Genomic DNA, 13,729 nt, shown 5'->3' on the forward strand with positions numbered 1-13,729 from the left:
CCGACAGCCGCATAGGAATAGAATAACCACGAAAGCATCCTAACTTAACGAGGGTGGTGTCGGGATGACATTCGTATGGGCTGCAATCGTCGTGCTGGTTGTGGGAGCAATCATTTTCATCAGCATCAAGGCAGGCAAAGGGTGGGTTCTGGCCAAGTCGGAGAGCAGCGTCCGGGCTGACCGGCTGTATCGCCTGCAGGCCTATCTCAGGGATCATGGAATCAAGACGAAGCTGAGCGAGGAAGCCGGCAGCCTGCGCCTGCTTGTCCGCCGCGACGAAGCTGAGCGGGTCCGCCAGCTGACGGGCGCCTTCGGAGACGAAGGCCCTTGATGCCGGCTCAGGGCCGGCTCCCGCCAGAGTCCGCAAGGTCATGCCCTCCCTATTCGGGCGGCGTCCCTTGTGGGGACCGTCTGGTCGGAGCTCCCTTCGGGCGGCGGCCCGACTGCCGCCTGACCAAGCGATAGCCGAGGCGGATTCCGTTCATCATCCAGGGCGGAATGCGCAGCGAGCGATCCGGCTTGGACAACAAAGGCCGATAAAGACCGTAGTAGGCTCTTTTCAAATCTCTCCACATGCTGCAGGGCTCCGGCTTCAAGAAATCGGATACATCTACGACGATTCCCCTTCCGTCGCTGACCATCACATTTTTTCCATGGACATCATGAGGGCTCAGTCCTCTCGAGGCTGCGTAGGCGAGCGCTTCGTCTACGTCGGCAATCGCCTGCTCCGGAATGACAAGCCCTTCCAGCAGACAGCGGTACAGCGTCATTCCGCGCAGCCGCTTCAGGAGCAAATACCGGGTTCCTTCATGCTGGCCGGATGCATAACATCGGCCATAAGCCGGATGCTCCCCCAGCTTGCGATAAACCTCGACTTCATCTTCCCAGCCTTCCCGGTCCGGGGCATAGACCTTGACCGCCAGCCCCTCGAGCTCCGGATGAGCCAGCACAGCGGCATAGTTGCCGCAGCCGAGCAGCTCCCAGCCCTGAGGAATATCCAGCGCTTGAACCGGATGGCGCAAGCTCCCGCTCTCGAGCCTCAGCCCAGGCAGCAGCTCCGTGCGTATTCTTTCCTCTGCATGCCTTACTGCCTGCTGTTCCATTCAATGTCCCTCCAAAATAAGAGAAGGCCCGCAAGCGGACAGTAGTCCGGCTACGGGCGATACATGCTGAACTTGCGCTGAAGCTTGAGCGGCAGCCGCTTGTGGTGGATGCCCAGCTTATAACCGATCAGCTTGGCCGCATTTTCTGCCGCAAGACGGGGAATCCGCAGCCACTTGCCTGCTCCCGCCAGCGACTTGAGCTGGGCCTTGACCAGTCCGGCACCCTCCTTGCCGACGGAAGCATAAGGGAGTATCCAGGATTGCTCCGCCATGGAGACGCCATTGTCGTAAAACCGCTTGAACTGCTGCAGCGGCGTATAGTCATGGGAATGAACGACGCGGGCTTCGGCATTGTAAGCGATCCGATAGCCCTTGAGCACGAGCTTCGCCGCCATGAAAAGGTCTTCGTTGAAATGCGTCGGCTCCTGGAATCCGCCCATCTCCGTGAACATGCCCCGGCGGATCGCCGAGCAGACGTTGGAGCAGAAGAAGGTTTTGATGCCGAGCGCGCCCAGATCCTCCCTCCCCTTCTGCCGGGATTCCGGAGGATAGTTGTATTCCCTCGACATGCGCTCCAGCTGATCGGCTTCGGGCCTAGCCAGCTGACGGGCGTAAGCATACCCGATGCCATCCTCATGAAGCGATACGGTCAGCTGTTCCAGCAGCCGGTCGTCGCATGGCATGGCGTCCTGGGTCATGAACAGCAGGATGCAGCCCGTTGCTTCCGCGGCAGCTCGATTCCTGGCGCCTCCGTGATCGAATTCCGAGCGCTGGATGGTCAGGACATGGGCTCCTGAACGACGGGCCGTCTCGGGCGTTCCGTCCGACGATTCCGTATCGATGACGATGATTTCGCAAGGGGGAAGGGTCTGGCGCTTGAGGCGATCCAGCAGCTCGCCGAATCCGGGGCCGGCATTGCGCGTCGGAATGATGACCGAGACCCTGTCACTCAGACTCCGTGAATGCGGAAGGCCGGCAGCCGGGGAATCGGCCCTGCTGTTAATAGGCATTTTTATGAATGAGTCCTTTCACGACGGTTTTGAAAATGATGCGGATATCGAAGAAGAAGCTCCAGTTCTCGATGTAGAACAGGTCATGCCTTATCCGCTCGTCGATGGACGTATCTCCTCGCAGGCCGTTCGTCTGAGCCCAGCCGGTGATTCCCGGCCGGATATGATGCTTGACCATGTAGCGCGGCACTTCTTCCTTGAACTGCTCCACGAAGAAGGGGCGTTCCGGACGAGGGCCGACCACGCTCATTTCTCCCCGGAGCACATTGAAGAACTGAGGGAGCTCGTCAAGGCTCGTGCTGCGCAGGAACGTGCCGAAGCGGGTGCGGCGCGGGTCGTTCTTGACCGTCCAGGTGACATCGGAAGCGACTCCGGCGCTGACCTTCATGGATCTGAACTTCAGCATGTGGAAGCTGCGGCGGTTGAGCCCCACCCGCTCTTGCCGGAACAACACGGGTCCAGGGGAAGTCAGCTTGATGCCGGCGGCGATCCCGAGCAGGATCGGGGACAGTAGAATGATGGCGATAAGGGAAAACAGGATATCAAAGGTTCGTTTGGCGATCCGGTTGCCCATCTCGTCCAGCGGCACGTCGCGGATGTTGATCAGCGGCACGCCGGCGAAATTGTCGAAAAACGGCTTTGCCGGCAGCAAATCGAAGTAATCGGGAATGATCAGCGTTTTGACGCCGGCCTTCTCGCAGATCTTGATGATGGGGCCGTACTTGGAGTGGGCATCCAGCGGGAGCGCCATGATGACCTCGTCGATCGTCGGATTGTCCGCCAGCATCCGCTCCAGATCCTGAAGCTTGCCGACGATCGGGCTGAGCGGCTCCGCATTATAGCTCGCCGTCACCTCGGATTCGTGCCGCACCTGGAAATCATCCAGAAAGCCGTACACTTCATAACCGAGATCCGGGTAGAGACTCAGATGGTCGTGGAAGCTCCGGCCGACGCTGCCCGCCCCCAAAATAAGCACGTAGCGCTTGTTGAATCCGCGCCGGCGGAACACGGTAAGCAGACGTTTGACCGCGAACCGGTACACGATCATCGCGAACAGGTTGAAGGCGAAGAAGATGGCCAGGAATTCCCTGGAAATATGTACTTCCTTGCTGATGAACAAGAGGCTCAAAAGAAGCAGCAGGCTCAGGCACTGCACCTGGAAGATCTTGAGCACGTCGTGCGAGAAGTTCATCCGGCGCTTGGGCTGATAGAAGCTCGTATAGAACCCGATCAGCACGGCGGCGAAAGCATAGACCGTGCTCCAGACCAGATAGGTCTTGAACGGAATCGTCTCGTAGGACGGCAGCAGTCCGCTATGGAACTTGATCCAGTAGGCGATCAGAAATACGCCCAGCATGCAGACCAGATCCGCCAAAATGTATATTTGCGTCAAAAAACGCTGGTTTCTTCTCAACATATTCATCACCGCAAATCTATAAGTCTAGCTATCTCACCTTATTGTACCAAAAAAGGAGAAAGCCAGCTATCTATTCGGACGCTTCATGCGGCAAAATGTTGCTGGCAATGAGAAAGCACCTTATTGCAGGCCGGTAGTTAATCGCGCCGCGGCTTGGAATGAAGCTCGCGCCGCTTGCGCCGCATCTCCGGAATCCGGTTCCAGATGGATTTCCAGCAAAGAATCAAATCTCTCTCTTTCACTATGATATACCCCGCTTTGAGGATTTCTATCGCTATAACAGCAGGAATATTCAAAAGGCTTCTCTCGTTTTTAATCAGGGCATAGAACCGGTTCTCGTAAGAATGCCTCCGCACGAACAGAGAGATTCCCGAGCGCCCGCCTTCCTTCCAGCCTCGCGCATGCAAAGCTCTCGCCTCCGGCGCGTAGAGGGACTTCCAGCCGAGAAGCTCTGCCCTCCATGCCGCATCGACATCCTCCTTGTACGCGAAAAAGGTTTCGTCGAAAAATTCGCCCTCGATGGAGACATGCTCCATCATTCGGCGGCGGTACATGGCGGCGGCGCCGGATACGCCGAACGCCTCTCCGCCGACCAGCCAACGGGAGGCCGGCTCCCCGGCTCCGCGGTCGCGGGCCTGCCGCGCGGCATCCATCGACAGGCCTGTGCTGTCGATGACCGCCTCCGGCGGCAGGCGGTCCAGCCAGGCTCGGACCGCCTGCGGCAGCGCGCGGCGCGGCGATGGCATGCTGGCAGCCGGAGCTCCGGCGGTGGCCATGCCGCCCGCTCCTGGAGCTTTGGCTGCCGCCATGCTGCCGGGTGCTCCTGGAGCTTCGGCAGCAGGCATGCCGACGCCTCCTTCCGGCTGGCGGACCAGCATGCCTGCGGCGCTGCCGGCTGCCGGCATGCGGTCCAGCCGCTCCGCCAGCTCGCGCACATAATCCGGATGCAGCCTGACATCCGGATTGAGGACGAGCGCGTAATCGCTGCCCGCCGCCGCAAGCGCTCGGTTCTGGCCGCCGGCGAAGCCGGTATTCACCACGCTCTCGATGATGACGAGCTGTGCGCGGGTGCCGCCTGACGGCAGCAGGGCTGCTCCAGCTCCGGATTGGCTGTCTTCATCCGCCTGCTCTTGTCTGCCGGCTTGCCGCTCCCGGTCCGCTCGGAGGTCCGTTTCCCGCTCACGCGCAAGCCCTGCCTCATAACGGCGGAGCCGCTCCACCGTGCTGTCGCCCGACGCATTGTCCAGCACGACGATCTTCTCGATCGGATACGACTGCGCCAGGACGCAGTCCAGACAGCCCTCGATATCCTCTTCACTGTTGTAAGTCACGATATGGACGCTCACCGTCCCCCGGACAGGAGCGGCAGCGAAGCCTGCCGCCCCGCTGCCGCCCTTGTCCGGAGACAGCGACGAATGCGCCGCTGGATCCTGGTTGTTCATTTATACTTCGAACCCGCCTTCCGAAATGACCTTCTGAATAAAATAATAACTGTCTTTCGGCGTGCGTTCCAGTGTTTCATAGTTCGTGTATACAATTCCGAAGCGCTTGGCGTAGCCTTCAGCCCATTCGAAGTTGTCGAGCAGCGACCAGGCGAAGTAGCCCGCAAGCGGCACGCCGGAGTCGACGAGGCGCTGGCACTGAATGAAATGCTTGCGGTAGTAGTCGACCCGATCAGCGTCATGGACGCTGCCGTCGGCGTCCAGCTGATCATCGCAGCAAGCCCCGTTCTCCGTGATGTAGATCGGAGTATCGCCGTATTCCTCATGCAGCCAGCTGAGCACCTTGTAGAGCGCCTCCGGATAGACGTTCCAGCCGATATGCGTCTGCTCGAAGCCGACCTGGACATCCTCGCTGTCGAACAGCCCGCTGTTCTCCTTGTAGCGCGTGTAGCCTCCCGTGTAGAAGTTCACGCCGATGAAGTCGATCGGCTGCGCGATCGTCTCCATGTCTCCCGGCAGGATCGGCACTTCGACACCTTTGCCGCGGAACCACTCCACCAGGAACTGCGGATACGTGCCCTTGAACGTCGGCTCGAGGAACCACTCGTTGCCCCAGGCGCGCGAGCGGCGGGCCGCCTCCACGTCCTCCGGCTTCGTCGTGTAAGGCTCCGACCAGCTCAGGTTATGCGTCGTTCCGATTTCTCCGGGCAGCCCCAGGCTGCGGTACAGCTGGACCGTCCTGCCATGAGCGACCATGCAGTGATGGGCGACGTTCGTCGCCAACTGCAGATCCGTGTGGCCGGGAGCGTGTACGCCGATGAAGTTCGAGAGGAAGGAAACGCACCACGTTTCGTTGAACGTGATCCACTGCTTCACTTTGCCTCCGAAAGCCTTGAATACGACCTCTGCATACTTCACGAACGCATCGATCGTCTCGCGGTTGTCCCAGCCGCCCTGATCCTGCAGCGCCTGCGGCAGATCCCAGTGGTACAGCGTGACGGCCGGCTCGATGCCGGCTTCGATCAAGCCGTTGATGACGCGGCCGTAATAGTCCAGTCCCTTTTCATTGACCTCTCCCGTGCCCTGCGGGAATATCCGCGGCCATGCGATGGAGAAGCGGTACGAAGACACGCCCAGCTTCTTGAGCAGGGCAATGTCTTCCTCGTAGCGGTGGTAGCTGTCGCATGCCACGTCTCCCGTGTCGCCGTTCACGACCTTGCCGGGCGTGCGGGAAAATGTATCCCAGATGGACAAGCCGCGGCCGTCCTCGTTCCAGGCGCCCTCGATTTGATAGGATGCGGTAGCGGTGCCCCAGACGAAGTCTTTGGGGAAAGTAATTTTAGCCAATATAAGTCCCTCCGATTAAGTAGAATGCTAGCAGTTGAGGTTGGTTCCTCCGGTCGCAAAGCCGTCTGCCTCGGCCCCTCTAGCCAAACTCTGTCCAACGATTCGCGTTCCCTAGCCGCTTGCTGCATCAAGACATGCACCAAGCGCTTGCCGCCCGAATCAGCGGAACAGCAGCGTCTGGATGCCGTGCGCCGGGATGCTGCTGTCCGCCAGCTCTCCGCGATGCCTTACCACATAAGGCAGCTCCGCATCCGTGCGGTTCATCACGACGAGCGCGATCGTGCCGTCCGGATTGCGGAACGCTGTCTGCTCCAGCTTGTCCGTGTATCGGGAGCTGCCGATGCGGACGGCGCCTGGGCGGATATAACGGCTGAAATGAGCGATATAGTAGAACGAGCTTTCATAGATGACTTCGTCCTTCACTGTGTCGGCAATGATGGGAGCATCGCAGAAGTTGCCCACATGGTTCGGGCCGCCCTGCTCGTCGAGCACGATATTCCAATCCGTCCAGCCGGTCGTCCAATTGTTCAGGTTGCCGAGAATGTCATGGCCGTAGCGCTCGCCCGTATTCCAGGAGCCGAGATGGACGCCGCCTTCCTGACAGCCTTCGCTGAAGAACAGAGCCTTGTCCGGGAAACGGTCATGCACGGCCGACAGAGCTTCGAAATGATCGCCCGAGTACCAATGGAAGCAGATGCCCCAGATGTACTTGGACGCCTCCGCGTCCTCGAACGCTGTCCGTGCCCGCTCGTACACGCGCTCCTTGTTATGGTCCCAGATCATAACCTTGATGTGGCCGTATCCGGCTTTCTCCAGCGCAGGTCCGAGGTAGTCGCGCACGAAATCCTTTTCCTCATCCGCGGTGTAGACGCAGGAATCCCAGGACTGGACGGCCTTCGCTTCATTCTGCACGCTCAGCGCCCAGATCTCTATGCCTTCCTGCTTGTAAGCCTCCACGTACTTCACGAACATGTCGGCCCATGCCTGGCGGTATTCCGGCTTGAGCCGGCCGCCGCGGTTCATCTCGCCGTTCGTCTTCATGAAGGCCGGCGGGCTCCACGGGGAGGAGAACAGCCGGAAGCCGCTGCCCGCTTTGCCGGCTGCGCGCTTGATCAGCGGCAGGATCGACATGCGGTCGCGGTCGACGTTGAAACTTTCCAGCCCCTCGTCCCCGTCTGTTACATAGGCGTAATTGCCGAGCGAGAAATCGCAGCTCTGGATATGGGAGCGGCACAGCGTATAGCCGATTCCCTGCTCCGGATCGAAATACGCGTCGATGATCTCCTGCTGCTTGGCCGGACTCAGCTTGGCGATTGTAACGGCAGATGCCTCCGTAAGCGCGCCGCCGAAGCCTTCGATCGTCTGGTAGGCCACATCGTCGTAGATGTTGATCAGCTGGTTCTCATGGCCATTATCGTCGGCACGGAACTTCAGCTGCGGCTTCTCCCGCAGCCTGTCTCCGGTGTCTCTAGCCGTCTGCAGCACCCTTGCCGTGCCGGCTTCCAGGGCAGCGTATGCGCTTACAGCACTTTGGGTCGAATTAGTCCCTTCGCTCATGCTCCTCATCCTTTCCTGTACAATTGACTCTATTATAGAAGGAAAGGCCTTTCGGGATGAAGAAACAATATGGCTATGAACATCAACGATCTGGTCGTCGTATTGATGTTCTCTTCCTCCCTCCCGATTTCGAGCAAGCTGTTGTAGAATTTCAAGATTTGCTAACATCCCGTTCATTCAAGCTTCATGTTTTTGTATTAAGCTAGATAGATAGGAGAGGCGGTGCTTTCAAATGGATCCTCATCCCCTTGCGCTGACCTTATGCGACTTCTCCAGGCATCTGCAGCCTTTTCGCCAATCGTTCCGGACCCTGGATACCTACCTCCTCCGCTTGCAGACGGAAGGCGAGGCCCGCGCGCTCATCGGCGGCTCCATGACGACCGTATTGCCAGGAGACCTGCTGCTCTATCGTCCAGGCGATGCCTACGACCTGCAGATCGAGGCTCCCGGCCCCGGCAGCCGCTACGGTCCAAGCGCCGATTATTACGTCATGGCCACGGGACCTTGGCTGGATGAATGGTGGCGGATGACGGGAAGATCGACAGCGTCTGGCAACAGCTCATGCTGGAGCGGCGCAGGCTCGACGGGGGCAGTCCGGCCATCCTGGCCGCTCTGCTGCAGGCGCTCTGCCTGCTGCTGGACCGTGCCATCACGGAGGCGCCTGCCTCGAAAAGCGGAGCGACCGCGTTGCAGGCGCTGAAAATCAAGCATTTTGTCGAAGCCAATGCCACCGGATCCTTCACTCTGGATGAAACGGCCGCTCATGCCGGCATCAGCAAAACTCGCGCCGTGCATCTGTTCAAGCAGCAGATCGGCTGCTCCATCATGCAGTATGCTCAGCAGGTCCGTCTCGCTATGGCGCTCAGGCTCATGGACAACAGCCAGCTGACGCTGGAGCAGATCGCGGACGAGTCGGGCTTCGGAACCTACACCTATTTCCATCGGGTATTCCGCGAGCGCTATGGCCTATCGCCAGGCAGCTACCGCAAGCGGGATTAATGACTGGCTGACAGAGTTGAATAAGAAGAGATCTCGGACATGCATGTTACGAGCAGGATAGACGGGGCAATAAAGAGGTAACGGAGAGGAGAGCCGAAGGATGAAGAGCGACAACCTGCCGCAGAACAGGGAAGTCAATTTCAAGAGAGACAGGACCGGGGTTCCAACAGAGGGAATGCGGTCTGGGCAATTCTATGCAGCGGTTGCCGCCCTTCTTGCTGGGGGGCTTGCCATCAGGGTTCTGCTGGGGATCTACACTCAAGGGTATGTCGGAGACCAGATGTATTTCATCCGTTGGATGGAAGCCGCCATGCAGCATGGAGTGCGCGGATCGTACCTCAACTCCGACATGCAGAATTACCCGCCGGTATTCATCGCTATTCTGGAAGGGTACGGGCATGTCCTGAACTTCCTCGGCATCGAGATCCGGACCGCCCATCTGAGCAGCAAAATGCTTCCGATCCTGTTCGATCTCGGCACCATGGCAGCGCTGCTGCTGATATTCCGACGCTGGTCCTACAAGCGCCGTCTGGCGCTTCTCGCCTGTCTCGCCTTCAATCCTGCCTTGCTCGCAGATGGAGCGGTTTGGGGACAGATCGACGTCTTCCATAGCGCTCTGATGGTCATATCCGTGCTGCTCGTGCTGACCCAGCCGCTAGCCGCCGGTGTTCTCATTGCGGTCGCTTTGCTTAGCAAGTTCCAAGCGATCGTCGTTGCACCCTTCCTGGGGGCGCTGCTGCTACGACAGCTGCTGCGGCGCGACTGGCGCCGTCCGCTGCTCTTCATCGCCGGCTTCGCCATCCCTGCGGCTATGACCGCAGGCTGGTTCGCTATGAAGGGCGCTCTGGACGACATGATCCGCATGGCGTACCTCAGTGCGACGGATATGTATCCCCAGCTATCGCTGAACGCCTTCAATTTGTGGTACCACCTCTTTACGAATCCGTCCGTCCACGACGATACGATCTTCTTTGGCAGCGTCACGTACAAGACCTTCGGATTCATCCTGCTTGGGATTGCCTGCCTGTTCGTGGCGGCCTATATCCTGCTTTTGCGCGATCTCAAAACCATGCATCTCCTGAAAGCGGCCGCCTTGGTCAATCTCGCCTTCTTCCTGCTGCCGACGGAAATCCACGAGCGCTATGGTGTTCCTGCGATGCTGTTCCTGCTACTGATCCCGTTCCTGCTGGTACGCGGGAGGGAACGTGTCCGCTGGGGAATTCCGGCTGGACTGTTCACGCTCTCTACCGCGCTCAATATTTGGCTGGTGCTGAATGGAGGGTTTGGGGGGAAGTGGCTTCGGGGCGGCATTGCAGGCTTGACTCAAGGTAATACCCGGAATCGTTTAGGAAGTGGAGGCGGACATGAGAACGAAGGTTTTTTCCCCAAGGGAGGATTTCGAACTCTTCGGGACGGGAAAGGAGGGCAGATGGGCCACGGGACGGCAGAAGCACCTCTCGGCAGATCTGACAGAGGCTTCTCCGGTCAAGGAGATAGCCGCTTCGGCAACGGCTACTTAACGGGTTGGGAGCATCATTTCGCTGTTGGTCTGGCCTATGTTCAGTTAATCTGCTTGGCCTGGCTCGCTTGGGTAATGTTATTGGATATCAGATTTAATCAAGAACCGAAATAAGATTTAAAATCAAGGACAAAATCCCACTCTCCCACTTTTTCCCCAATAAGGAAATGCACTTATATGATATGTTATACTTAAATACACTAACTTACAGATGAAAGTAGGATTTCATAATGCCGGTACGTAAAGCCATCATACCCGCTGCTGGTCTCGGAACGCGTTTCCTTCCTGCGACCAAGGCCATGCCAAAAGAGATGCTCCCTATTGTCGATAAACCGACGATTCAATACATAATTGAAGAAGCTGTGGCTTCGGGGATCGAAGATATCATTATCGTCACTGGCAAAGGAAAGCGAGCGATCGAAGATCATTTTGATTTCTCCTTTGAGCTGGAGCACCATCTCGCGTCCAAAAAGAAATGGGATTTACTTGATTCTGTAACGAAACCATCCAATATTGCAGATATCCATTATATCCGCCAGAAGGAACCTAAAGGACTCGGGCACGCCATTTGGTGTGCGCGCAAGTTCATCGGAAACGAGCCGTTCGCTGTTCTCCTTGGGGACGATATCGTCGAATCGGATGCTCCATGTCTCCGCCAGCTCATGGACGTATTCGATGAACAAGAGGCATCCGTCATAGGAGTTCAAGAAGTACCTTGGGAGGACGTAAGCCGCTATGGCATCATTGAAGGAGCTCCGATATCCAATCGGCTGACCCGAGCTAATGGCTTGATTGAAAAACCGGAACGCTCCGAGGCACCCTCAAATCTCGCTATCATGGGCCGTTATATTTTGACTCCAGACATTTTTCATATTCTTGGAGAACAAGAAGTCGGGGTTGGAGGAGAGATTCAATTAACAGATGCTTTGTCTTTGCTCAACAAGAACCAGCCGATTTACGCTTATAACTTTGAGGGACGCCGACATGATGTAGGAGAAAAGAGTGGATTTATTAAAACAACTATTCACTATGCCCTTAAGCACCCGGAACTAAGAAATGACACCTTAAACTATATTCACCAAATCTTAAAGGAGTTTCAGATGTCTGAGTCACACTAATATTTAGTGGAAAATATGTCCAGAAAATACAACAATTATAGGGCATGAATGATTACGCATGACCGAACATGTCCTCAATGAAGCATGCGTCGTTCGTAGGGACCGCCAGCCTCAAAACGAGCTCGGTTCCTTTCACGGGCATGCTCCAAGCCAAAAGCTGAGCCTAACGGACAATCGGTTATGACTTAGGATGATTCTACAAGCGGCGCCCCCTAATACTTTCCCTGCCGAATTCTTAATAAGATCTTCTCGTTACTTCGTAGTCATGATTTTACGCATCTTCTTTACTATGTAATCAAACAACAAGCAGCTTAAAATTAAGCTGAAAAAATAAACGACAAATTGTAAATACTTGTTCATCTCGTAATTATTAATTATTAATAATTTTAAAAAATAACCAACAGGAAGGTTGAGGAAGAATATTTGCATGGAAAATGAACCAATTCTCTTAAGAATATTGAGGGAGAATATTCTTTTTATCCAGTAGACATTTTCTAAGATTAGAATCACACACGGTATAATTACTATATCAGTAACGATAATAAAATCCAAAGTGTCAGTATATTGTTCGCGATAAATAACACTTAAATAACCAAACAAAATCAATAATATAACAATTATAATTAACTTAGAAACTCCAAATCCAAATTTCTTTACTATCAAACTAAACATGCACCCTGCAAAAAAACCCAATAAACCTCGCAACATATACCCATTTAAAATAGGATAATTCCAATTACCTTTCAATGCTATCATTCCAACAATAACTATGACAGTGAATATACCAAAAGATATCTCTTTACTCTTATATTTAAAAATATAAAAAAATATAAAGTACGATAAAAATAACGGCGCCAAGAACCATGTTCCACCCCCAGCAACATCAATGCGAAAATTCCCAGCCCCTGAAAAATATCCGCTTTGAAGAAATAGAATATTATAGATTATTTGATATACACCGACATATTCACCACTAATTCCTAAGTATAAAGAGCACAATATTATATTGATGATTAAGAAAGGATAGACTGATTTAAATCTCTTGTTTATGTAATCAAAAAAATCGATATCTCTAATTTTGTCATAATAACTATAAACCATAAGATAACCTGAAAAGAAAAAAAACATTTCTACCGGGATATATCCTATTGCTGAAAAAGTATTCATTATTTTATTCAGAAAGCTTATTGAACTATTTGGTACTCCAATAATTCCGCTTATATGATAGAATGCTATTATAATAGCACCGATGCCTTTTAATGATTCAATATAATCGATGTTTTTTCTCATTGATTTCGCCTTTCTAAAATCATATAATAAACAATCTTTTAATATGAAAATAGCCGACTATGATGAATAAGCCGGCTCCAACCATTAATCTCCAAGCTCTTTAAGAAACCTTCCAAGCGAATCTTTCCAATTATCCATTTCCTTGAGGCCAATGTCTCTATTCTTGCTCTGATCCATCACAGAATAAAGAGGACGAGGAGCTGGACGAGGGAAATCACTCGTTGTGCAGGGTTCAACCTTCACTTGCAATCCAGATTCCTTGAAAATCTCTACAGCAAATTCATACCAAGTACAGCTTCCGCTATTGGAGGAATGATAGATGCCGAAGGATTCTGTTGTAGCTAATCCCAGTAGAAAATGTGCGAGGTCCTTAGTATAAGTCGGAGAGCCAGTCTGGTCGTTAACGACCTTAATGCTGCTCCTTTCCTGGCCAAGTTTCAACATCGTCTTGACAAAATTATTCCCATATTTGCCGTACACCCATGATGTACGGACAATGAATGTACGCTTACATAGATTTAAGGCAGCCAATTCTCCTGCAAATTTGGATTTTCCATATACCGACTTCGGGTCAATGGAATCATCTGTAGAATAGGGTCTTGTTCCGTTTCCGTCAAAGACATAATCCGTACTGACATAAATAAATTTGGCTCCAATTTCCTGAGCGACTTTTGCCACATGTGCTGTTCCGGTTTCATTAATCAAGAAAGCACCTTCAGGATCGGACTCGGCCTGGTCTACAGAAGTATAAGCCGCACAATGAATAATTGCATCGGGCTTTAGTTTCCAAAGAACTTCTTGGCATTGTTTAGAAGAGGTAATGTCCAGACTGCTTCTATCCAGGCCGATAATCTCCATTTCATTCGAAGGCCAAAGCGAAAGTTCTCTTCCGAGTTGGCCACCTGCCCCTGTTACAACTACCTTCAT

12 protein-coding genes and 1 pseudogene are annotated in these 13,729 nt (G+C 54.3%); 5 read left to right on the forward strand and 8 right to left on the reverse strand.

What is annotated here, in order from left to right; translation table 11 throughout:
- Window positions 1–64 precede the first annotated feature (64 nt).
- Window positions 65–331 carry a hypothetical protein gene (locus AC06G8_RS21015; RefSeq protein ID WP_480283821.1) on the forward strand — a complete coding sequence of 89 codons (267 nt, stop codon included), beginning with the start codon at window positions 65–67 and terminating at the stop codon, window positions 329–331.
- A gap of 49 nt (window positions 332–380) precedes the next feature.
- Here the strand turns inward: AC06G8_RS21015 and AC06G8_RS21020 are convergent, their stop codons facing one another.
- From AC06G8_RS21020 to AC06G8_RS21045, 6 genes are all read right to left on the reverse strand, one after another.
- Window positions 381–1,103 carry a serine/threonine protein kinase gene (locus AC06G8_RS21020; RefSeq protein WP_480283822.1) on the reverse strand — a complete coding sequence of 241 codons (723 nt, stop codon included), beginning with the start codon at window positions 1,101–1,103 and terminating at the stop codon, window positions 381–383.
- A gap of 50 nt (window positions 1,104–1,153) precedes the next feature.
- Window positions 1,154–2,113, reverse strand: a complete 960-nt coding sequence (locus AC06G8_RS21025; protein ID WP_480283823.1) for a glycosyltransferase family 2 protein — start codon at window positions 2,111–2,113, stop codon at window positions 1,154–1,156.
- Window positions 2,103–3,530: an undecaprenyl-phosphate glucose phosphotransferase gene (locus tag AC06G8_RS21030; RefSeq protein ID WP_480283824.1), complete on the reverse strand. Its 1,428-nt coding sequence runs from the start codon at window positions 3,528–3,530 to the stop codon at window positions 2,103–2,105. The genes AC06G8_RS21025 and AC06G8_RS21030 overlap by 11 nt, the downstream gene beginning before the upstream one ends.
- Window positions 3,531–3,667: 137 nt before the next feature.
- Window positions 3,668–4,972: a glycosyltransferase gene (locus AC06G8_RS21035; protein ID WP_480283825.1), complete on the reverse strand. Its 1,305-nt coding sequence runs from the start codon at window positions 4,970–4,972 to the stop codon at window positions 3,668–3,670.
- Window positions 4,973–6,319, reverse strand: coding sequence for a GH1 family beta-glucosidase (locus AC06G8_RS21040; RefSeq protein ID WP_480283826.1), 1,347 nt, complete (start codon window positions 6,317–6,319; stop codon window positions 4,973–4,975). It lies immediately after the preceding gene.
- A gap of 159 nt (window positions 6,320–6,478) precedes the next feature.
- Entirely contained in the window at window positions 6,479–7,876 is a 1,398-nt protein-coding gene (locus AC06G8_RS21045) for a glycoside hydrolase family 30 protein (protein ID WP_480283827.1), read from the reverse strand.
- 232 nt (window positions 7,877–8,108) lie between these two features.
- On the opposite strand from AC06G8_RS21045, the pseudogene AC06G8_RS21050 reads away from it, so the two are divergent.
- The 4 genes and pseudogenes from AC06G8_RS21050 to galU form a co-directional block, all read left to right on the forward strand.
- Window positions 8,109–8,348, forward strand: a pseudogene (locus AC06G8_RS21050) (AraC family ligand binding domain-containing protein); the annotation flags it as partial.
- A gap of 44 nt (window positions 8,349–8,392) precedes the next feature.
- Window positions 8,393–8,875, forward strand: coding sequence for a helix-turn-helix transcriptional regulator (locus tag AC06G8_RS21055; RefSeq protein ID WP_480283828.1), 483 nt, complete (start codon window positions 8,393–8,395; stop codon window positions 8,873–8,875).
- A 100-nt stretch (window positions 8,876–8,975) separates the two neighbouring features.
- Window positions 8,976–10,508 carry a hypothetical protein gene (locus tag AC06G8_RS21060; protein WP_480283829.1) on the forward strand — a complete coding sequence of 511 codons (1,533 nt, stop codon included), beginning with the start codon at window positions 8,976–8,978 and terminating at the stop codon, window positions 10,506–10,508.
- A gap of 116 nt (window positions 10,509–10,624) precedes the next feature.
- Window positions 10,625–11,512: a UTP--glucose-1-phosphate uridylyltransferase GalU gene (gene galU / locus AC06G8_RS21065; protein ID WP_480283830.1), complete on the forward strand. Its 888-nt coding sequence runs from the start codon at window positions 10,625–10,627 to the stop codon at window positions 11,510–11,512.
- 252 nt (window positions 11,513–11,764) lie between these two features.
- Here galU and AC06G8_RS21070 read toward each other — a convergent pair whose 3' ends face one another.
- Entirely contained in the window at window positions 11,765–12,802 is a 1,038-nt protein-coding gene (locus tag AC06G8_RS21070; RefSeq protein ID WP_480283831.1) for an acyltransferase family protein, read from the reverse strand.
- Window positions 12,803–12,886: 84 nt separating this feature from the next.
- Window positions 12,887–13,729 carry a dTDP-4-dehydrorhamnose reductase gene (gene rfbD, locus AC06G8_RS21075; RefSeq protein ID WP_480285482.1) on the reverse strand — a complete coding sequence of 281 codons (843 nt, stop codon included), beginning with the start codon at window positions 13,727–13,729 and terminating at the stop codon, window positions 12,887–12,889.

The organism is Paenibacillus sp. SJS-P3, assembly GCF_056711585.1.

What these genes read in the sequence shown, in the direction of transcription:
- AC06G8_RS21055 (WP_480283828.1), top strand. Translation starts at nt 8,393, where the DNA reads ATGGTGGCGGATGACGGGAAGATCGACAGCGTCTGGCAACAGCTCATG.
- AC06G8_RS21015 (WP_480283821.1), top strand. Translation starts at nt 65, where the DNA reads ATGACATTCGTATGGGCTGCAATCGTCGTGCTGGTTGTGGGAGCAATC.
- AC06G8_RS21025 (WP_480283823.1), bottom strand. Translation starts at nt 2,113, where the DNA reads ATGCCTATTAACAGCAGGGCCGATTCCCCGGCTGCCGGCCTTCCGCAT.
- AC06G8_RS21035 (WP_480283825.1), bottom strand. Translation starts at nt 4,972, where the DNA reads ATGAACAACCAGGATCCAGCGGCGCATTCGTCGCTGTCTCCGGACAAG.
- galU (WP_480283830.1), top strand. Translation starts at nt 10,625, where the DNA reads ATGCCGGTACGTAAAGCCATCATACCCGCTGCTGGTCTCGGAACGCGT.
- AC06G8_RS21030 (WP_480283824.1), bottom strand. Translation starts at nt 3,530, where the DNA reads ATGTTGAGAAGAAACCAGCGTTTTTTGACGCAAATATACATTTTGGCG.
- AC06G8_RS21020 (WP_480283822.1), bottom strand. Translation starts at nt 1,103, where the DNA reads ATGGAACAGCAGGCAGTAAGGCATGCAGAGGAAAGAATACGCACGGAG.
- AC06G8_RS21045 (WP_480283827.1), bottom strand. Translation starts at nt 7,876, where the DNA reads ATGAGCGAAGGGACTAATTCGACCCAAAGTGCTGTAAGCGCATACGCT.
- AC06G8_RS21060 (WP_480283829.1), top strand. Translation starts at nt 8,976, where the DNA reads ATGAAGAGCGACAACCTGCCGCAGAACAGGGAAGTCAATTTCAAGAGA.
- AC06G8_RS21070 (WP_480283831.1), bottom strand. Translation starts at nt 12,802, where the DNA reads ATGAGAAAAAACATCGATTATATTGAATCATTAAAAGGCATCGGTGCT.
- rfbD (WP_480285482.1), bottom strand. Translation starts at nt 13,729, where the DNA reads ATGAAGGTAGTTGTAACAGGGGCAGGTGGCCAACTCGGAAGAGAACTT.